Genomic DNA, 19553 nt, shown 5'->3' on the forward strand with positions numbered 1-19553 from the left:
CGGTATGCCCTGTGCTGCCGGGACACAAACATTCGGTAGAAAAAAGCCCTTGTGTCGTAACGGATTCACCCCCACCGGATGGACCGATGGGGGTGAAATCCGCTGTGCGGGCGGCCTAACGGCTATGCGACGGAGGGCAGGAACGGCAGCCGGCGCGCCTCGTAGGAGTCGATGTCGGCGGCGTGGCGGAGGGTGAGTCCAATGTCGTCGAGGCCTTCCAGAAGCCGCCAACGGCTGAAGTCGTCCAGCGGGAAGGACCAGCTAGCGTCCCCCGCCCGGAGCTGGCGGGTGGTCAGGTCGACAGTCACCGCAGTGGTGGGATCCGCCTCGACCAGGTCCCACAACTCTTCGACGGCTTTCAATTCCAACTCGACCGGCAACAGACCTTCCTTGAGGGCGTTGCCGCGGAAGATGTCACCGAAGCGCGGGGCCACCACGGCACGGAAGCCCCAGTCCCGTAGCGCCCAGACGGCATGCTCCCGGGATGAGCCGGTGCCGAACTCCGGGCCGGCGATGAGGATCGACGCCCCAGAATAGTTTTCATCGTTGAGCACGAATGCCGGATCTTCCCGCCAGGCGCTGAACAGCCCGTCGGCGAAGCCGGTCCGGGTCACCCGCTTGAGGTACACGGCGGGGATGATCTGATCGGTGTCCACGTTGGACCGGCGCAGCGGCACGGCGGTGCCGGTGTGGGTGGTGAACTTGTCCATCTCGTCGGTCCCTTCTACAGGTCGGCGGGGGCGGCCAGCCGGCCGACCACTGCGGTGGCGGCGGCCACCGGCGGGGAGACCAGGTGGGTACGTCCGCCCCGGCCCTGACGGCCCTCGAAGTTGCGGTTCGAGGTGGAGGCGGAGCGCTCGCCCGGCTTCAGCGTGTCGGGGTTCATCCCCAGACACATGGAACAGCCAGCGAACCGCCACTCGGCCCCGGCGTCGGCGAAGACCTTGTCCAGACCCTCGGCCTCGGCGGCCTCGCGCACGGCGGCGGAGCCGGGCACCACGAGCATCCGGACGCCGTCGGCGACCCGGTGGCCACGCAGCACGTCGGCTGCGGCCCGCAGGTCCTCCAGGCGGCCGTTGGTGCAGGACCCCACGAAGACCACGTCGATGGACAGCTCCCGCAGCGGGGTGCCGGGGCGCAGGTCCATGTACTCCAGGGCCCGGCGGGCGGCAGTGCGCTCCGAGTCGGTGGTGAACTCCTCAGGGTCCGGCACCGGGGCGCTCAGCGGCGCACCCTGCCCGGGGTTGGTGCCCCAGGTGACGAACGGGGTGATCTGGCTGGCGTCCAGTGTCACCTCGGCGTCGAAGCGCGCGCCGTCGTCGGTGGGCAGCGTCCGCCACCACTCCACCGCCGCGTCCCAGTCCGCGCCCTGCGGCGCGTTCGGTCGACCCTTGAGGTACGCGAAGGTGGTCTCGTCCGGCGCGATCATGCCGGCCTTGGCACCCCACTCGATGGACATGTTGGCGATGGTCATCCGCCCCTCCATGGAGAGGGAGCGGATCGCCTCGCCGCGGTACTCGACGATGTGCCCCCGACCTCCACCGGTGCCGACCTGCGTGATCAGCGCGAGCACCAGGTCCTTGGCGGTCACGCCGGGCGCGAGCTGGCCGGTGACGTTCACGGCCATCGTCTTCGGCCGGCTCTGCGGCAGCGTCTGGGTGGCCAGCACGTGCTCCACCTCGCTGGTGCCGATGCCGAAGGCGAGCGCGCCGAAGGCGCCGTGGGTGGCGGTGTGCGAGTCGCCACAGACGATCGTCAGGCCCGGCTGGGTGAGACCGAGCTGCGGGCCGATCACGTGCACGATGCCCTGGTTGTCGTCGCCGAGCGGGTGCAGTCGCACGCCGAACTCGGCGCAGTTGCGGCGCAACGTCTCGATCTGCGTACGCGACGTGGGGTCCTCGATGGTGAGCAGGTCACCACGGCGGAGGCGGAACGCCGGGTCGGCGTACCCGGTCGGGGTGTTGTGGTCCTCGGTCGCGAGGGTCAGGTCGGTACGACGCACCCGGCGCCCGGCGAGCCGCAGCCCGTCGAAGGCCTGCGGGCTGGTCACCTCGTGCAGCAGGTGCAGGTCGATGAAGAGCAGGTCCGGCTCACCAGCGGCGGACCGTACGACGTGCGCGTCCCAGACCTTCTCGGCCAGGGTCCTCGGCTCAGGAGTGACTCCCACCATCTGGACATCCTAAATTCTGGGAGGTAAGTTTCGGCTTGTGGGACACAGTATGAGCGGTGTCGGCGTTCTCGACAAGGCGGTGGTCATCCTGGCCGCCTGCGTGGACGGCGCCAGCCTGGCCGAACTCGTCGAACGCACCAAGCTGCCCCGGGCCACAGCACATCGCCTGGCCCAGGCCCTGGAGATCCACCGAATGCTGGTGCGTGACACCCAGGGCAGATGGCGGCCCGGCCCCCGCCTGGGCGAGCTGGCCAACGCCGCGCCGGACGTTCTGCTGACCGCCGCCGAGCCGCTGCTGGCCGCGCTGCGCGACGCCACCGGCGAGAGCGCGCAGCTCTATCTGCGCCGCGCCGACGAGCGGATCTGCGTGGCGGCGGCGGAACGCGCCAGCGGCCTACGGGACACCGTTCCGGTCGGCTCGGTGCTGCCGATGACCGCCGGCTCCGCGGCCCAGATCCTGCTCGCCTGGGAGCCGCCGGAGGCGGTGATGCCGCTGCTGCCGCGCAGCAAGTTCACCGGCCGCACCCTCGCCGAGGTACGCCGACGCGGCTGGGCGCAGAGCGTCGCCGAGCGGGAGGCCGGTGTGGCGAGCGTCTCCGCACCGATCCGCGACCGCACCGGCCGGGTCATAGCCTCGGTCAGCATCTCCGGCCCGATCGAGCGCCTGGGCCGCCGCCCCGGCGAACGCCACGCCATGGCCGTAGTAAGAGCCGGCCAACGCCTATCCGGCCTCTAACCCGCACCCGCCCAACCCCTGCCCAACCCCTGCCCAACCCCTGCCCCTCCCCCGTCCTCCCACCCTGCCCGCGCCGCGCCCTCCCGCCCCAACCCGACCGCTCCCGGTGATCAAGAGCTTTGCGTCACCGCCTGCCGCGTGTCGTGACGCAAAGCTCTTGATCACCAAGGCGAGGGGTGGGTGGCAGAGGCGGGGTGGGGTGGGGTGGGATGGGGGACGAGAAAGGCTCATCTCGCGTCGCGAGATGAGCCTTTGGTTGTAGCCCCGACCGGATTCGAACCGGCGCTACCGCCTTGAGAGGGCGGCGTCCTGGGCCGCTAGACGACGGGGCCAGAACTTTTCCGTTCACCACCCTCGCGGGCGGTGCGAATGTAGTCTAGCGGCACCGTACCCGGGCACGAGCACGGGGTGTGCTGTCACCCGAGGGCCCGGCGGGCGGCCGGAACGGGCCCGGCGGCGGACACGAAACAGCCCGCCTCACGAGGTGAGACGGGCTGTGCACGCTGTAGCCCCGACCGGATTCGAACCGGCGCTACCGCCTTGAGAGGGCGGCGTCCTGGGCCGCTAGACGACGGGGCCAGAACAACTTTTGCTCCCCCACCTTACCGGTGGAGGAGCTGCACTCTACCGAAGACCACCCTCCGCCCCCGAAGGGGCGGAGTCGAACTCCGTCAGAATCCAGCGTCTGGAAATTCTCGCGAATTCCAGCAGCGCTGGGGTACCAGGACTCGAACCTAGACTAACTGAACCAGAATCAGTCGGGCTGCCAATTACCCCATACCCCATTGGCCCCTTGCGGTGCCGGGAGTGAACTTTACCCTCCCGGTACCGACAGGCCAAATCCGATCCCCCCGAACCACCCGTGAGCTGCGGAAGCAGGGGCATCAGACGGATCAGGCGACGGGCACCACCGGGTTGGTGAGCTCGCCGATGCCGTCGATCCGCACGGTGACCGTATCCCCCTCGACAAGCGGGCTAACCCCGGCCGGAGTGCCGGTGAGAACCACGTCGCCGGGCAGCAGAGTCATGACGTGCGAGATGTAGGACACCAGGCCCGGCACGTCGAAGACCATGTCCTTCGTCCGGCCGAGTTGGCGCACCTCCATCTCCTCCGGGTTGCGACCCACCTCACACCGGATCTCCAGGTCGGAGACGTCCAGCCCGGTGGTGATCCACGGGCCGATCGGGCAGAACGAGTCGAAGCCCTTGGCCCGGGTCCACTGCCCGTCCGAACGCTGGAGGTCCCGAGCGGTGACGTCGTTGGCGCAGGTGTAGCCGAAGATGGCGCGTTCGGCGGCGGCGCGGTCGGCACGACGCGCACCCGGCGCCCCGATCACGACCGCCAACTCCGCCTCGTGCTCGACCTGCTTGGAGAAGATCGGCAGCCGGATGGCGTCCCGGGGGCCGATCACCGAGGTGGACGGCTTGAGGAAGAGCAGCGGCTCCTTGGGCACCTCGTTGCCGAGCTCGGCGGCGTGGTCGGCGTAGTTGCGGCCGACACAGACGACCTTGCTGGGCAGGATCGGCGAGAGCAGCCGGACGTCGGAGAGGGCCCAGCGGGCCCCACTGAAGGACAGATTGCCGAACGGGTGGCCCTCGATCTCGGCGATGGTCAGGCCCTGCGGCCCAGCCTCCGCTTCGCCTTCGACGGCACCGAACGACATTCCCTTGGCATGGGCGAAACGAGCGATACGCACCCGGCCAATCTAGCGCCGACGGCGCCCCAACCGGCCAGGACAGGCGCTCGGGTGTGCTCAACCTGTCAGCGCGCGGCACCCTATCGGAGCTGGAGGTGACCGGCGCGGACTTCTCGACTTCGTACCCGCACGGAGGCGGCTCGCCCCTAGCGTCGGCTCCGGAGGTTCGTTCGTATGCCTGCATCGACACGACACCACAGAGCCCTCGCAGTGTTCGTGCACTGCCTCGGCATCCTCGCCGCCGTGCCGGCCCTGCCGTCGGCGGCTCCGGAGGCGGCGGCCGCACCACGACCACCGGCCGCCACGCCACAACCAACGGCGGCCGCACCACGACCACCGGCCGCCACGCCACAACCAACGGCGGCCGCACCACCAGCGACCGCACCACCAGCGGCCGCACCACCAGCGGCCGCACCACCACCGGCCGCCACACCAGCACCAGCGGGAACCCGGCCGCCGCTGGCGATGGTCGCGCGGGTGACCGAGCCCACCCCGCCGTCGGCGCCACCGGCGATGGCACCACCGACCCGGGCACCGGCGTCGGCGCCCCCGCAACAGGTCACGGTGGCGGTAGCGACGGAGAGCAGCCCGGCGCCGAGGTACCGGATCCAGGTGCGCAACGTGAGCAACTCTCCGCTGGAGACCACTGTGCGCCAGGAACTGCCGCCGGGCTCGTCGACGACAGCTATCAGCGGTGGTGGCCGGTCCACCCCGGCCGGCGGATCGGCCACCGAGGTGACCTGGCGCTTGCGGCTGCCCGCGCACAGCACCACCACCCTGGGCACCGCGCTCGCGACGACCGCGCCGGGCCGGCCACTGACCGCGCCGACCTGCGCGTTCACCAGCGACGGCAGCCGGCCGTACGACTGCGCCACGGCCACCTGGCGGGCGGCAGCGGCACCGGCGGCCGAGGTGGACGAGGCGCCGCCGTGGCGCCGCTACCCGGTGCTGCTCGCCGGCTTGGCGGTCCTGCTGTTGATCAGCGCCGCCCTGGTGTGGGTGTGGCGACGTCGGCGCGGGCGTCGGCTGACGGCTGCCGCGTTGTCCACCGGCGGCGGCGAGGGTGACCGTGGGACGGTCTACCCGCGCCCGGCAGCCCCGAGTCCGGTACGGCGTCGGCGTACCCCACCGGTCTGGATGTTGGTGGGCGCCGCCGTCGTGGTGCTGGCCGGCGTGGTCGGCACCGCGGGTTGGACGGCGACCCGGCAGGTAGCGGCGATCGACACGCAGAAGCAGCCCACCAGCGGCGCGTGGGTGGGCACCGGGGTCAACGGGTCGCTGGGCGTGCCGCTGCGCGAGTCGGCGTTCGAGTTCACCGTGTACCGGATGACCTGCGGCGCGCCCGGCACCGCCGGAAAGCCCGACGGTGGCGGTGCCGCACCGGCCAACGGGCGACGCTGCGAGGCCACAGTGGGTGTGCGCAACGTCACCGGCGACCACCAGCCCTGGCACAGCGAGCTGCAACGGGCGTACCTGCCCGGTGGGCGCTGGGTGAGCACCGACGAGTCGGCCACCCGGACGGCGAACCTGGGCCGGGACGTCTTCGCCGACCCGATGGCGGCGGGCACCCGGATGGTGCTCCCGCTGGTCTTCACCGTGGACGGGCGGGACCCGCCCCAGCAGCTGGAACTGCGCAGCGGGGTGTTCTCCGCCGGGGTCCGGGTGCAGATGCCCTGACCGGGTGTGCGGGCGGCGGTCGTACCCTGGGTGCGTGACCGCCGCCCTCGCCCCCGCCGTGCTCGACGCGGCGCGGTGGCGGGCCCGCCAGCGGGCCCACGAGGAGCGGGTCGACGTCTGGCTGACGCCGCACCTGGCCCGGCGACGACGCGGTGAGCGGCATCCGGTGGCCGACTTCCTGTTCACCTACTACTCGCACCGCCCGGCCCAGCTGCGTCGCTGGCATCCGGGACCCGGGGTCGAGCTGCGCGACGCCGATCCGGGCGAGTTCGGCCGCGACTACCGCGCCAGCGCCGCCGGGGTCACCCTCGACACCGCTGGGGTACGCGCGCGGCGCGGCGAGTCGATCGCCTGGATCCGCTCCCTGCTGGAGGCGACGCGGGGCCGGGCACCGCACTTCGGCTGCTTCGGGATGCACGAGTGGGCGATGGTCTACCGGCAGACCCGGGAGGAGTTGCGGCACAACTCCTGGCCGCTGCGGCTCAGCGCGGAGCGCACCGCCGAGGTCGTCGAGGAGCGGGGCGTGCGGTGCAGCCACTTCGACGCGTTCCGGTTCTTCACCGCGCCGGCCCGCCCGCTGAACCTGCTCACCCCGACCCGGGAGACGCAGCACGCGCACGAGCAGCCGGGCTGCCTGCACGCCAACATGGATCTGTACAAGTGGGCGTACAAGTTGTCGCCGTTGGTCTGCTCGGAGCTGGTGGCCGACGCGTTCGACCTGGCCCGGGACATCCGCACGCTGGACATGCGGGCCAGCCCGTACGACCTGGCGGCGCTCGGCTACCCGCCGGTGCGGGTGGAGACTCCGGACGGCCGGGCGGAGTACGCGGCGGCGCAGCGCGGGTTCGCCGAGCGGGCCGCCGTGCTGCGCGACCGGCTGCTCGCCGCCGTCCCGGCCTAGTCGCCGTCCCGGGCGGGTCGCCGTCCCGAACGGGTCGCCGTCGCGGGCTGGTCGTCGTCGCGGGCTAGTCGTCGTCGGCGCGGCGGTCCCGCTTGCGCTGGGACTGGCGTTTCTTCTCGGCCAGCCGGCGTTCCTTGGCCCCGCGGGACGGGCGGGTCGCTCGGCGGGTCGGCGGTGGGGGCGCTGCGGCCTCCCGCAGCAGGGCGGTCATCCGGGCCCGGGCCGCCTCCCGGTTGGCCAGTTGGGCCCGGTGTTCGCTGGCGGCGATCGTCAGCACCCCGTCGACGAGGCGGTTGGCCAGCCGGTCCAGCGCCCGCGACCGCAACCACTCGGGCACGGCCGGCGAGTTGGCCACGTCGTAGCTCAGCTCGACCCGGGAGTCAGCGGTGTTCACACCCTGCCCGCCCGGCCCCGACGAGCGGGAGAAGCGCTCCCGTAGCTCCCCGGCGGGGACGACCCACCGGTCGGTCACCCGCAGTCCGTCGTCCACGCCCCGAGGCTAACCCGCGACGACCCGCCGGGGGTCATCGGTGCGGAGGCTCACTCTGCGTCGGGGACTGGCTGGGCACCGGCCCGGCGGTCTCCTCGTCGGAGCCGACGGCCGCGTACGCCACAGCGCCGAAGAGCAGCACCCCGATCACCGCGGCCTTCACGACGACGCCACGGATCAGCGACCAGGCGCCCCGGCGGGCGCCCGGCACCGATTTCTTGACGGTCTGGTAATCGTTCCACCCGCGCCGTGCCCGGGTGTACGCCGACCCCACTGCACATCCGATGACCAGGCCCACCAGCAGGAGGACCGTGAGAAGAGGACGCTCCACCTCCGCCAGTATCCATACCGAGCGTAATATTTCCATGGTCCGATGCCGTCCGGCCGGATATCTGACAGTGGTGGCCCCCGTGGGGGCGTTCGGGCAGCTCAGCCGCCCTTGCCGATGATGGTGTCGGCGGTCTGCTGCACCTGGTCGATCGGGATGGCGAACCCGATGCCGATCGAGCCGTTTCCGTCGATGGTGGCGATGGCGGTGTTCACCCCGACCACCTCCCCGCGGGCGTTGACCAGTGGTCCACCGGAGTTGCCGGGGTTGATGGACGCGTCGGTCTGCACAGCGCTGTGCCGGTTGTTGCCGAGCCGTACCTCCCGGTCGAGCGCGCTGACGATGCCCGCGGTGACAGTTCCGGCCAGACCGAGCGGCGACCCCACCGCGAGCACCGGCTCACCGACCCGGGTCGCGCCCGGCTTGGCCAGGGGCAGCGGGGTGAGACCGGCCGATGCCGGCACCTTCAGCACCGCCAGGTCGCTGCGCGGCTCCCGTCCGACGACCTCGGCGGCGAACCGGCGGCCGTCGGGCAGCTCCACTGTCACCGGCCCGCCACCTGCCTTGGCCAGGATGTGGTCGTTGGTGATCAGGTGCTGCTGGTCGTCCACCGCGAAGCCGGAGCCGGTCGCGGACCCGCCGGTCGTGGATCCGCCGGTCGTGGATCCGCCGGTCCTGGATCCACCGGCCAGCACCGACACCACCCCGGGTACGGTCCGCTCGGCCGCGGTGACCAGCTCGGCGGGCACCGGGGCGGCGGACGCCGCGGCCGGGCCACCAGCCCCGTCCCGGCTGGCCACCACGCCGCCGGCGAGAGCACCGGAGACGGCCGAGACCGCCACCACTGCCAACACGGCGAGCAGCCGCCCGGGCCGTCGCCCGCCCGGGTCGCGCTCGGGCGTGTCCCACCACCCGCGCCCGTCCGGGCCGAGTTCCGGTGAGATGAACCAGGGACCGCGCGGTTCGCCCAGTCCGGTCTGCACTGCCATGCGTGCTCCTCACTGTCGACGTCGGTTGTGCGCGGCGATCAGGGCAGTCGGGAGAACCAGCGCATCGAGCCGGCGGCGGCGCCCATCGCGAACACCAGTCCGAGGCCGATGAACCGGGCCGAGATGTCCTGCCGCTCCGTGCGGTAGCCGACCGAACTGCCGATGTCGTCGTAGACGGCCCGCAGCTCGTCGGTGGTGCTGGCCTCGTGGAACATGCCGCCGGTCTCCTCGGCGACCGCCTTGAGGGTCTGTCCGTCCACCGGCACCTGGATGGGCCGTCCACCCCTGTCGACGAAGCCGGACGGGGTGCCGAACGAGATCGAGTGCACAGGCACCTCCGCCTTCACCGCTTCCGCGGCCGCCTCCATGGGGTCCATCCCGGAGGTGTTGGCGCCGTCGGAGAGCAGGATGACCCGGGCGGGTGGTGTCTCCTTCGCAGCCTCGCTGTCCAGGCTCTTGACCGCGCCGAGTGAGGTGTTGATGGCCTCGCCGATCGCGGTGCCCTGGACACCGGTGATGCCCTCGGCGAGCCTGTCGATCCCCTCGTCGAGGGCGTCCCGGTCGGTGCCCGGGGGCACCAGCACTGCCGCACTGCCGGCGAACGCGACGAGACCCACGTTGAACTCGTCGGGCAGGCCCTCGACGAATCGCCGGGCGGCCTCCTTCGCCGCGGCCAACCGGTCCGGTTCGACGTCGGTGGCGAGCATCGACGTGGAGACGTCCACCGCCACCATCACAGTGGCCCGTTCCCGGGGCACCCGGACCTCGGCGCTCGGACGGGCGAAGCCGACCACGAGCAGCGCCAGCATGGCCAGGAAGAGCCCGGCCGGTACGTGTCGACGCCAGGCGGGCCGCTCTGGCGCCACCCGGTCCAGCAGCCGCAGGTTGGTGAAGCGGACCGCGTACCGGCTGCGTCGCCGCTGCAGCACCAGGTACGCGACGACCAGGGCGAGCACGCCGAGCAGCAGCCAGAGCCGCAGCGGCGACTGCCAGATCACGCGGCACCTCCCCGGTGTCGGCCGGCCGGCGCGGCGGCCAGCCGACGCTGGGCGTGCACGTGCCGGACGATGTCCGCGCTCCAGTCGCCGTCGGTGCGCAGCGGCAGATGGGTGGCCCCGCTGCGGCGCAGCGCCTGGTGGACCTGTTCGCGCTGGGCGGTGGCGGCCTCGGCGTACCGCTCGCGCAGCCCACGGTCCGATGTGCACACCTCGCGGTGTCGGCCGGTCTCCGGGTCGACGAGCGTGATCAGGCCGACGTCCGGTAGTTCCAGCTCCCGCGGGTCGGTGACCTCGATCGCCAGCACCTGGTGCCGGACGGCCAGCCGGCGCATGGTCCGCTCCCAGGGCGCTGTCTGGCCGGGGTCGTCGGGCAGGCCGTCGAGGAAGTCGGAGACCACCACGACCAGCCCACGCCGGTTGGCGATCCGGTGCAGCGCGTCGAGCCCGTCGGCCAGATCGGGCGGTCGGGTCGCCGGCCCACGCCCCGGCCGGTCGGGGGGCGCTGTGGCCCGGGGGGCGGCGAGCAGCGCGCGGAGCAGGGAGAGCAGATGGGTACGCCCGCTGCGGGCCGGGAAGCGGCGTACCCCGTCGGCGCGCAGCACCTGGGCGCCGAGGCGGTTGCCGACGCCAGCGGTCAGGAAGCCGACCGCCGCGACGGCAGCCACGGCCAGTTCCCGTTTGTCCAGCTCGGCGGTGCCGAACTCCATGCTGGCGGTGCCGTCGACGAGCAGCCAGGTGGTCAACTCCCGGTCGGCGTCGACCTGCCGGACGTGCGGCACTGCGGTCCGGGCGGTCACCGCCCAGTCCATCCGGCGGACCTCGTCCTCGCCCGGTCGGTATTCGCGACTGCCGGAGGGTTCGCTGCCGGGACCGGGCAGCAGACCACGGTACTGGCCGTGCAGCAGACCGTTCAGTCGGCGCGTGACGGTCAGTTCCAGGCGGCGCAGGCGCTGGTCCGGGGCCAGCTCGGCCAGGCCGGGGTCGGCGGGCGCGACGGCGGCGCGTCTCATGCCGCCGCCAGATCCGGTGCCTGCTGCGGGTGTCCGGTGGCAAGCCGGGGCGGCGGTACCGCCTCGACGAGCCGTCGCACCACGCTCTCGGCCGACACCCCGTCGGCCACCGCGTCGAAGGAGAGCACCAGCCGGTGGGCGAGGACGTCGACGGCAAGCTCGCGGATGTCCTCGGGCAGCACGTACTCCCGCCCTCGCAGCAGGGCCTGTGCCCGGGCAGCCGCGACCAGGCCCAGGGTGGCCCGGGGGCTGGCCCCGTACGCCAACAGCGGGGCGATCTCCGGCAGCCCGAACCGGCCGGGGTCGCGGGTGGCGAGGATCAGCCGCACGACGTACTCGGCCAACGCGTGGTGGACGAAGACCCGCTCGGCGTGGAGCTGGAGGTCCCGCAGCCGTTGCGCGTCGAGCACCTGGCGCGGGGTGGGCCGGTCGGTGCTCATCCGATAGAGGATGGCCAGCTCGTCGGCGTCGCTGGGGTAGTCGACCACCACCTTCATCAGGAACCGGTCACGCTGTGCCTCCGGGAGCTGGTAGACCCCCTCGGACTCGATCGGGTTCTGGGTGGCCAGCACCAGGAACGGCTCCGGGACCGGCCAGCTGCGCCCGCCGATCGAGACCTGCCGTTCGGCCATCGCCTCCAGCAGCGCCGACTGGACCTTGGCCGGGGCCCGGTTGATCTCGTCGGCCAGCACCATGTTGGCCATGATCGGGCCCAGCTCGATGTCGAAGGTCTCCTTCGACGCCCGGTAGATCCGGGTGCCGACGATGTCGGAGGGCACCAGATCCGGGGTGAACTGGATCCGGGAGAAGGTGCCGCCGACCACCGTCGCGAGGGTCTGCGCGGCCAGTGTCTTGGCCACGCCGGGTACTCCCTCCAGGAGGCAGTGTCCGTTGGCGACCAGGGCGGTGAGCAGGCGTTCGACGAGGCGATCCTGCCCGACGATCACGCGTTTGACCTCGAAGAGGGTCTGTTCCAGCTCGATGCCGGTCGGCTCCGGATCGACCGGGCTGGGCATGCTGGCCAGGGTGTCCGAGATGTCCGTCACGGTGCTTGCTTCCCTGGCACACGCTCGACAAACGTGGGATTGTGCGGCAGGGACCGGCCCGGAGTGGCCGGAATGGGGATGAGCCGCGCGGAAGGGTGACGACCTTCGCGAGCCTGCCGAGTCTCGGACAACCGGCGAGGGATTGGCCAGTGTGCGCCCGACCGGCACGAACCGGTCGAGGAGGGCCCGACGCTTCCTGGGCTGCCGATCCGGGCGGGCGGCGCGCGCCGGGCAGACAGGGTCCGGCCCCCGCGCCGGAGGCGACGGGGGCCGGGTGTCGGTTGGTCAGGGTGTGTGGGTGAGCAGGGTGAAGCCCAGGTTGGCCGGCGTCCCGGCCGAGTTGCGGGTCTGCACGAAGACCGCGTTGGGCGTCAGCAGCCGCGGGGCGACCGAGACCTCCCCACCCGGCGGAATGCAGCAGGAGCCGGACAGGGAGAGGGTGGCCAGGAAGGCACCAGCCGAGACGGTGTGACCGAAGATCACCTCGTACTCCCCGACGCCGTACTTGACCACGGTGCCGCCGCCGCGCGCCTTGGTGCCGTTGGAGTTGACGACGGTGAAGACGTTGGTGGCCACCAGTGGGGTGGCCGCACTCGCCTTCAGCGCTGCTTTCGCGATGCGCGCCGACTCGGCGCTGACCGGCGGCTGGGAGTTCGTGCCGCGTGCCGGCTGGACCGTTTCCTGCGGCGCCTTCGCGGACGGCTGGGCGATAGCGATGCCCCCGCCGGCGAGACTGAGCCCCAGGACAGCGAACGTGACCGCCGCCACCTTGCGTCGGAAGGATGTGCTCATGACAGGTCCCCCTTGTGTGACCGTGCGAATTCGGCCGACCCGCGGGGCGGGACGGATGACTGCCCATAAATAGGCGTACGACGACAGTTGGGCGGGGGAAAGCTGCCTCGCTCACACCCGATGAGATTGATTTTCCACCAATCCTCATCCCCTCTGAGCTGCTGTTACTACTCAGAGTTGCGTCGTTTAAGCCAGATGGAACGTAGCACCGGAAAAAGCCGCCAGTCAATAGTTGATCTCGCTTTTCCGGGGTGTCAACCAACCGTCAGATAATTGTGAAAGGTGAGCGCATCGCCATTCATGAAATGGGTTCGTCGGGGCCGACTACGATCACCGTCGTGATCGTCGACGCTCCACCCGCGCACCGGAACGCTCGGCTCGGCACGGTGCTCTGCTGGCTTGCCGTCGTACCCACCGCCCTCTGGGCGGCGGCCCGACTGCTCGGCCTGGACCGGGGGCCGTTGGTGCAGGCGCTCGCCTTCACGCCGTACGTCGCGGGGGTCAGCGTGCTGGTCCTTGCCCTCGCGCTCGCCCTGCGGCGCTGGTGGCCGGCGGCGCTCGCGGCCCTGGCAGCGGTGGCGTTGCTCGGCACCGTCGCACCTCGGGCGCTGGCCAGCCCGCAGCCGGCGGCGGCCGGGCCGACCGTGCGGCTGCTCACGGCCAACCTGCTCGCCGGCGCCGGCGACGCGCGGACACTTGTGGAGTTGGTCCGGCGACACCAGGTGGACGTGCTCACCGTGCAGGAATTCACCCCGGACGCGCAGGCCGCCCTGGATCGACTCGGCCTCGCCACGCTGCTGCCGCACCGGCAGCTCAACCCGGAGATCGGCACCCCCGGCTCCGGGCTCTACTCGCGGTGGCCGATCACCGACGGCGGCGTCCGACGCAACCTCGAAGGTTGGGGCTTCAGCCAGGCGTACGCGACGGTGTCCGTCCCCGGCGGGCCCGCGGTCCGCGTCGAATCGGCCCACCCCTCAGCGCCGTACGCGCTGGACCAGGTGGGTGCGTGGCGTGCCGACCTGACCGCCCAACCACCGGCCACCCCGGACGGTGGTCTGCGTATCCTCGCCGGGGATTTCAACGCGACCCTCGACCACGGTCCACTGCGGGCCCTGCTGCGCAGCGGTTACGTCGACGCCGCCGATGCCACCGGAGAGGGCCTGACCGGCACCTGGGGTCCGTACGACGGCGACCTCATCCCACCCGTCACCATCGACCACGTCCTGGTCGACCACCGGATAGCGGTCCGCTCGGTCCAGGTGTTCACCCTGCCCGGCAGCGACCACCGCCCCGTCCAAGCCACCCTCACCCTCCCTAACCCCTAACCCCACCCCGGCCCCACCCCATCTCGTCGATCTTGCACTTACTGTCCCGACATCAGCGACAAAAGCCGCAGACCATCGACACAAAGTGCAAGATCGCGGGAGTGGGGGGTGGGGCGGGGAGGCAGCGGGTTAGACGGGGGTGGGGGCTAGGCCGTAGGTGAGGGCGTCTACCAGGGCGTGCCAGCTGGCCTCGACCACGTTGGGGTGGACGCCCACAGTGGTCCAGTCCCGGCCGCCGCCGTCGGAGGTTTCCAGCAGAACCCGCGTGACCGCGCCGGTGCCGTGGCTGCCCTCCAGGATGCGCACCTTGTAGTCGGCCAACTCGAAGTCGCGCAGCTGCGGATAGTGCCGCGCCAGCCCCACCCGCAGCGCCTCGTCGAGGGCGTTGACCGGGCCGTTGCCCTCGGCGGTGGCGATGACCCGCTCACCGCGAACCCGGATCTTGACAGTCGCCTCGGAGACCACAGCGCCGTCCTCGCGATGCTCGACCAGCACCCGGTACGACTCCAGGGTGAACGGTCGGGCCGGGCTGCCCTCCGGCAGCTCGGAGCGGACCAGCAGCTCGAAGGAGGCATCGGCCGCCTCGAAGGACCAGCCACCCGCCTCCAGCTCCTTGACCCGCTTGGTGACCCGGGTCAGCGCCTCGGGGCTGCCGGCCAGGTCCAGGCCGAGCTCACGGCTCTTGAGCTCGACGCTGGCCCGGCCGGCCATCTCGGTGATCAGGATCCGCATGTCGTTGCCCACCACCGACGGATCCACGTGGTTGTAGAGCAACGGGTCGACCTTGATCGCGCTCGCGTGCAACCCCGCCTTGTGGGCGAAGGCAGCGGCCCCGGCGTACGCCTGGTGGGTGTCGGGGGCGATGTTGGCGATCTCGGCGATGGCGTGCGAGACCCGCACCATCTGCTCCAGGCAGCCCTCCGGTAGGACGGGCATGCCGAGCTTGAGTTGAAGGTTGGCGACGACAGCGAAGATGTCGGCGTTGCCCGGACGTTCGCCGTACCCGTTGGCGGTGCCCTGCACGTGCCGGACGCCCGCCTCCACGGCGGCGATCGTGTTGGCCACCGCGCAGGCGGTGTCGTTCTGGGCGTGCATACCGAGCAGCGCGGCGTCGATCCCCAGCCTGGTCGTCAGGTCGTGGATCACGGCGGTCACCTGGGACGGCAGCATGCCGCCGTTGGTGTCGCAGAGCACCATCCGCTCGGCGCCGGCGGCGAGCACTGTCTGCACCACTGCCGCGCCGTACGCGGGGTCGTGCCGATAGCCGTCGAAGAAGTGTTCCCCGTCGACGAAGACCCGTCGCCCCTCGCGGACGAGGTGGTTGACAGTGTCGTGGATCATGGCGAGGTTCTCCGCGCCGGTGGTGCGCAGCGCGCGCTCGACGTGCCGGCTGTCGGCCTTGGCGACCAGGGCCACGGCCGGGGTCTGCGCGTCCAGCAGGGCGCGCACCTGGGGGTCGTCCGCGACCGCGACGCCGGCCTTGCGGGTGGCGCCGAACGCGACGAGCACGGCGTGCCGCAGATCCAGCTCGGTGCGGGCGCGGCGGAAGAACTCGGTGTCCTTGGGCACCGCGCCCGGCCAGCCGCCCTCGATGAAGCCGACGCCGAACTCGTCGAGCAGCCGGGCCACTGCCAGCTTGTCGACCACCGAGTAGGTGAGCCCCTCGCGCTGGGCGCCGTCGCGCAACGTGGTGTCGAAGACCTGGAACGTCATCAGGATCCTTTCTCGGAGCAACAAAAAGACCTCCCGCGGATGCGGGAGGTCTGCGCGCTCGGCAGAGGGGAGAGCCGGCGCGCTAGGTCGCAATAATCAGGGCGGTGCTGGTCACGATGGCCACTCTGCCACCCCTCCCCTGTATGTGGGAGGAACAATCCACATAGCGGGATGCTGACGGAGGGTTCGTTCGCCCCGAACCGCCGCTCGTGATCGGCTTCACAAGCCACCAGGCCACCCACTGGCGGAAACAGCGATGCGGAAGCATCTGGAACGGATCCGATGATGGCCACCGTGCCGTCTGCAAGGAGGACCTGTGCTCACCGTCAGTGACCGCTTACCTGAGCACGGACCCGCCGCCTGCGTATCGCTGGGCGCCAACAACGCGTCCAGGACGATCAGCCACACGTCCCACGAGGGCACGTGGTGCGTGGTCTTCGTCGGGCCGATGGGTTTCACCTCCATCAGCCCGACGGAGATCGCCGACCAGCCCCCCGCCGCCGGAGTCTGACCATGGGCCTGGACGCGATCAAGGCAGCCCTGCCGGAGTACGCCAGGGACATCAGGCTCAACCTCGGCTCCACCATCGGTTCCTCGGCGTTGACCCCGGCTCAGACCTGGGGCACCGCGCTGGCCTGTGCGGTGACCGCGCGCAACCCTGTCGTGTTGCGGGAGATCGCGGCCGACGCGCTCGGGCACCTCGGGCCGGAGGGCGTCGAGGCGGCCAAGGGCGCCGCGGCGATCATGGCGATGAACAACGTCTACTACCGGGCCAAGCACCTGATCGGCGACGAGCAGTACGCCTCGATGCCGGCCCGACTGCGGATGCAGATCATCGCGAGGCCGGGGGTGGACAAGGGCGACTTCGAGTTGTGGTGTTTCGCCGTGTCGGCCATCGCCGGCTGTGAGGTGTGCCTGGAGTTGCACGAGAAGAAGCTGCGCGCCAGCGGCTTCACCCGGGAGCAACTGCACGAGGCCCTGCGGATCTCCGCAGTGGTGCACGCCGCCGCCGTCACCCTGGACGCCGAGGCCGCCCTGGCCTGAGCCTGTCGCCGTTTCCGGCCCCCGACGGCCGGGTAGCTCCTGCGGAGACATGAGTTGATCGGTGACAGTCAGGAGTGAACGGCATGGACAGGATCGATCCGCACGCCACCCACGCCGGGCCGGACCCGCTGCGCGGCGGCGACCAGGGCGCGGTGCCCGGCGGCGCGCCGGCCGGCACGTTCGACCCCTGGCGCTACCGGGACCAGGCCGGCGTGGCCGACGTCGACCTGGTCGGCTACAAGGTCGAGGCCACCGACGGTGGAATCGGCAAGATCGACAGCGCCAGTCACGAGGTGGGCGGCAGCTACCTGGTCGTGGACACCGGGCCCTGGATCTTCGGCAAGAAGGTGATGTTGCCGGCCGGCACCGTCAACCAGGTCGACCACGACCAACGCACAGTCTCCGTCGACCGGACCCGGGACCAGATCAAGGCCGCCCCGGAGTACGACGAGACCAGCCACAGCGACCCGAGCTACCGGGACCAGTTGGGTGGCTACTACGACGAGACGTACGGCGCGCTCCCGCCCGGCACCGCACGGTGACTGTTCGGCCCGACGGCCGGTGGGGCACTGTCCCACCGGCCGTTACCGTGAGGGCGTGGACGCCATCGACGACAGCCGACAGATTTCGCTCCCCGCCACCTTCAACTTCCGCGACGCCGGCGGCTACCTCGGGCACGGCGGACGACCCGTACGCCGTGGCCGGCTCTACCGCTCCGACTCGCTGCACCGCCTCACCGAACAGGACCGCGACGCGTTCGTCGCGATCGGCGTCCGCACCGTCATCGACCTGCGCCGCCCCACCGAGGTGGAGCGGGACGGCCGGGTGCCGGCATACGAGGGGTTGACCTACCGGCACATCCACCCGGAGCACGACGACTGGGCGGGCGTGCCGCACGAGGAGGGCGCGAGCCTGGCCCGGTACCTCGCGGACCGGTACGCCGACCTGGCCCAGACCGGCACGGCCGGGCTGGCCGAGGCGGTCGGGCTGATCGCCGACTCCGCCAACGCCCCGGTGGTCGTGCACTGCGTGGCTGGCAAGGACCGCACCGGCATCGTCTGCGCGCTGACCCTCGCCGTGCTTGGCGTCGACGACGCTGACATCACAGCGGACTACGCGTTGAGCAGCGAGGCGTCGGCCCGGTACAGCGCCTGGCTGGCCTCCATCAACCCGGACGGAGTGGAGGTGCCGGCGCCGTTCCTGGCCTCCCCCGCCGAGGCGATGCAGATCTTCCTGGACGAGCTGCGCGCGGGGCACGGCTCGGTCGAGGCGTACCTGCGCCACGCCGGGGTGACCGACGAGCAGCTCGCCGCGCTCCGCGACCACCTGCTCGACGAGCCCACCAAGGCGCAGCCCACCGACGCGTAGGGCCGACTGTGCCGGCCCGTCCGGGTGGACGGGCCGGCACAGCGACGGAGATCAGAAGACCCGCTGCACCCAGCCGTGCGGGTCGGCCGCCTTGCCCCGCTGGATGTCGACCAACTGCTGACGCAGGGCCATGGTGACCTGACCGGGCTCGCCACCACCGATCAGGAACTCGCCGTCCGGGAAGCGGACCCCACCGATCGGGGTGACCACCGCGGCGGTGCCGCAGGCGAACACCTCCCGAAGGCGACCGCTGGCGGCGTCGGCCTGCCAGTCGGCGAAGCTGACCGGCCGCTCCTCGACCTGGTGCCCGGCCGCGCCGGCCAGCGCGAGGACGGCGTCGCGGGTGATGCCCGGCAGGATCGTGCCGGTCAACGGTGGGGTGACCACAGTGCCGTCGTCGTAGACGAAGAAGACGTTCATGCCGCCCAGTTCGTCGACGAACCGGCGCTCCACCGCGTCCAGGAAGACGACCTGGTCGCAGCCGGCCTCGATGGCCTCCGCCTGGGCGGCGAGCGACGCGGCGTAGTTGCCGCCGCACTTGGCCGCGCCGGTGCCACCGGGCGCGGCCCGGGTGTAGTCCGGGGAGACCCAGACGGTGACCGGCTTGACGCCACCGGTGAAGTACGCCCCGACCGGTGAGGCGATCACCATGTAGAGGTACTCGTTGGCCGGGCGGACGCCGAGGAAGACCTCGCTGGCGAACATGAACGGCCGCAGGTAGAGGCTGCCGTCCTCGCCGGTGGGGATCCACTCCCGGTCGATCTCGATGAGCTTGTGCAGCGAGTCGACGAACACCTCCGGCGGCAGCACCGGCATCGCCATCCGCTGCGCTGAGGTGGCGAAGCGGGCCGCGTTGGCGTGCGGCCGGAACATCGTCACGCCACCGTCGGCAGTGCGGTACGCCTTGAGCCCCTCGAAGATCTCCTGCGCGTAGTGCAGCACGGCGCTGGCCGGGTCCATCGGGATCGGGGCACGGGCTTCCACCCGGGCGTCGTACCAGCCCTTGCCGTCGGCGTAGCGGACGGTGACCATGTGGTCGGTGAAGACCCTGCCGAACCCGGGGTTGGTCAGCAGTGCGGCCCGATCGGCGGCGGATACCGGCGCGAGATTCGGACGGATCTCGAAGTCGATCTTGTCGCCACCGCTCATCGCGCTGACCTCCCTGCGGAACAACGGCATGCGGGACCGCACACCGACATGGCTGTGCCAGAAACTTACCCCGAACGGTCGTTAAGCGGGTAGCGCCGGTCGGGCTGCCCGTGGCAGATC

Annotated in this window: 20 protein-coding genes and 3 tRNA genes; 8 read left to right on the forward strand and 15 right to left on the reverse strand. The window is 71.4% G+C overall.

The window, feature by feature from the left end:
• Positions 1-122: 122 nt before the first annotated feature.
• Together leuD and leuC are read right to left on the reverse strand one after the other, a co-directional pair.
• Positions 123-710 (reverse strand): 3-isopropylmalate dehydratase small subunit, encoded by a 588-nt coding sequence (gene leuD / locus OG992_RS14100; RefSeq protein ID WP_266303442.1) that lies wholly within the window; start codon positions 708-710, stop codon positions 123-125.
• A gap of 14 nt (positions 711-724) precedes the next feature.
• Positions 725-2170 carry a 3-isopropylmalate dehydratase large subunit gene (gene leuC, locus OG992_RS14105; RefSeq protein ID WP_266303443.1) on the reverse strand — a complete coding sequence of 482 codons (1446 nt, stop codon included), beginning with the start codon at positions 2168-2170 and terminating at the stop codon, positions 725-727.
• 49 nt (positions 2171-2219) lie between these two features.
• Here leuC and OG992_RS14110 point away from each other — a divergent pair, with 49 nt between their 5' ends.
• Positions 2220-2906 (forward strand): IclR family transcriptional regulator, encoded by a 687-nt coding sequence (locus OG992_RS14110; RefSeq protein ID WP_007456408.1) that lies wholly within the window; start codon positions 2220-2222, stop codon positions 2904-2906.
• A gap of 259 nt (positions 2907-3165) precedes the next feature.
• On the opposite strand, the gene OG992_RS14115 is transcribed toward OG992_RS14110, so the two are convergent.
• The 4 genes from OG992_RS14115 to OG992_RS14130 form a co-directional block, all read right to left on the reverse strand.
• Positions 3166-3238, reverse strand: a tRNA-Glu gene (locus OG992_RS14115).
• A 174-nt stretch (positions 3239-3412) separates the two neighbouring features.
• Positions 3413-3485, reverse strand: a tRNA-Glu gene (locus OG992_RS14120).
• Positions 3486-3619: 134 nt separating this feature from the next.
• Positions 3620-3691 (reverse strand) — tRNA-Gln (locus OG992_RS14125).
• Positions 3692-3799: 108 nt separating this feature from the next.
• Positions 3800-4603, reverse strand: coding sequence for a fumarylacetoacetate hydrolase family protein (locus OG992_RS14130; protein WP_091393135.1), 804 nt, complete (start codon positions 4601-4603; stop codon positions 3800-3802).
• A 174-nt stretch (positions 4604-4777) separates the two neighbouring features.
• Between OG992_RS14130 and OG992_RS14135 the strand changes: the two genes are divergently transcribed.
• Entirely contained in the window at positions 4778-6280 is a 1503-nt protein-coding gene (locus OG992_RS14135) for a hypothetical protein (RefSeq protein ID WP_266303444.1), read from the forward strand.
• A 34-nt stretch (positions 6281-6314) separates the two neighbouring features.
• Positions 6315-7181: a 3-methyladenine DNA glycosylase gene (locus tag OG992_RS14140; protein WP_266303445.1), complete on the forward strand. Its 867-nt coding sequence runs from the start codon at positions 6315-6317 to the stop codon at positions 7179-7181.
• A gap of 64 nt (positions 7182-7245) precedes the next feature.
• On the opposite strand, the gene arfB is transcribed toward OG992_RS14140, so the two are convergent.
• From arfB to OG992_RS14175, 7 genes are all read right to left on the reverse strand, one after another.
• Complete coding sequence (arfB, locus tag OG992_RS14145) at positions 7246-7671, reverse strand: alternative ribosome rescue aminoacyl-tRNA hydrolase ArfB (RefSeq protein ID WP_238680798.1); 426 nt, start codon at positions 7669-7671, stop codon at positions 7246-7248.
• Between the two features lie 34 nt (positions 7672-7705).
• Entirely contained in the window at positions 7706-8002 is a 297-nt protein-coding gene (locus OG992_RS14150; RefSeq protein WP_238684641.1) for a hypothetical protein, read from the reverse strand.
• A 98-nt stretch (positions 8003-8100) separates the two neighbouring features.
• Complete coding sequence (locus tag OG992_RS14155) at positions 8101-8988, reverse strand: S1C family serine protease (RefSeq protein ID WP_238684642.1); 888 nt, start codon at positions 8986-8988, stop codon at positions 8101-8103.
• Positions 8989-9026: 38 nt separating this feature from the next.
• On the reverse strand, positions 9027-9986 hold the full coding sequence (locus tag OG992_RS14160; protein WP_238684643.1) for a VWA domain-containing protein: 960 nt from the start codon (positions 9984-9986) through the stop codon (positions 9027-9029).
• Positions 9983-10996 (reverse strand): DUF58 domain-containing protein, encoded by a 1014-nt coding sequence (locus tag OG992_RS14165; protein ID WP_266303446.1) that lies wholly within the window; start codon positions 10994-10996, stop codon positions 9983-9985. The genes OG992_RS14160 and OG992_RS14165 overlap by 4 nt, the downstream gene beginning before the upstream one ends.
• A complete protein-coding gene (locus tag OG992_RS14170) occupies positions 10993-12042 on the reverse strand; it encodes a MoxR family ATPase (protein WP_238684645.1) in 1050 nt (349 codons plus the stop codon). Before OG992_RS14170 ends, OG992_RS14165 begins: the two co-directional genes overlap by 4 nt.
• Positions 12043-12327: 285 nt before the next feature.
• Positions 12328-12834 (reverse strand): hypothetical protein, encoded by a 507-nt coding sequence (locus tag OG992_RS14175; protein WP_210786399.1) that lies wholly within the window; start codon positions 12832-12834, stop codon positions 12328-12330.
• Positions 12835-13220: 386 nt separating this feature from the next.
• Here OG992_RS14175 and OG992_RS14180 point away from each other — a divergent pair, with 386 nt between their 5' ends.
• Positions 13221-14159: an endonuclease/exonuclease/phosphatase family protein gene (locus tag OG992_RS14180; RefSeq protein WP_266305204.1), complete on the forward strand. Its 939-nt coding sequence runs from the start codon at positions 13221-13223 to the stop codon at positions 14157-14159.
• Between the two features lie 129 nt (positions 14160-14288).
• Here the strand turns inward: OG992_RS14180 and cimA are convergent, their stop codons facing one another.
• Positions 14289-15872: a citramalate synthase gene (gene cimA / locus OG992_RS14185; RefSeq protein ID WP_238684646.1), complete on the reverse strand. Its 1584-nt coding sequence runs from the start codon at positions 15870-15872 to the stop codon at positions 14289-14291.
• Positions 15873-16188: 316 nt separating this feature from the next.
• On the opposite strand from cimA, the gene OG992_RS14190 reads away from it, so the two are divergent.
• The 4 genes from OG992_RS14190 to OG992_RS14205 all read left to right on the forward strand — a co-directional run bounded on the left by OG992_RS14190 (position 16189) and on the right by OG992_RS14205 (position 18284).
• Complete coding sequence (locus OG992_RS14190; protein WP_238684647.1) at positions 16189-16383, forward strand: hypothetical protein; 195 nt, start codon at positions 16189-16191, stop codon at positions 16381-16383.
• A 2-nt stretch (positions 16384-16385) separates the two neighbouring features.
• Positions 16386-16916: a carboxymuconolactone decarboxylase family protein gene (locus tag OG992_RS14195; RefSeq protein ID WP_266303447.1), complete on the forward strand. Its 531-nt coding sequence runs from the start codon at positions 16386-16388 to the stop codon at positions 16914-16916.
• Between the two features lie 83 nt (positions 16917-16999).
• Entirely contained in the window at positions 17000-17458 is a 459-nt protein-coding gene (locus tag OG992_RS14200) for a PRC-barrel domain containing protein (RefSeq protein WP_238684649.1), read from the forward strand.
• Between the two features lie 55 nt (positions 17459-17513).
• Positions 17514-18284, forward strand: a complete 771-nt coding sequence (locus OG992_RS14205; RefSeq protein WP_238684650.1) for a tyrosine-protein phosphatase — start codon at positions 17514-17516, stop codon at positions 18282-18284.
• Positions 18285-18335: 51 nt separating this feature from the next.
• Here the strand turns inward: OG992_RS14205 and OG992_RS14210 are convergent, their stop codons facing one another.
• Positions 18336-19433, reverse strand: coding sequence for a branched-chain amino acid aminotransferase (locus OG992_RS14210; RefSeq protein ID WP_266303448.1), 1098 nt, complete (start codon positions 19431-19433; stop codon positions 18336-18338).
• Positions 19434-19553: the final 120 nt, after the last annotated feature.

Source organism: Micromonospora sp. NBC_00362, assembly GCF_026342155.1.
Lineage (GTDB): Bacteria > Actinomycetota > Actinomycetes > Mycobacteriales > Micromonosporaceae > Micromonospora > Micromonospora hortensis.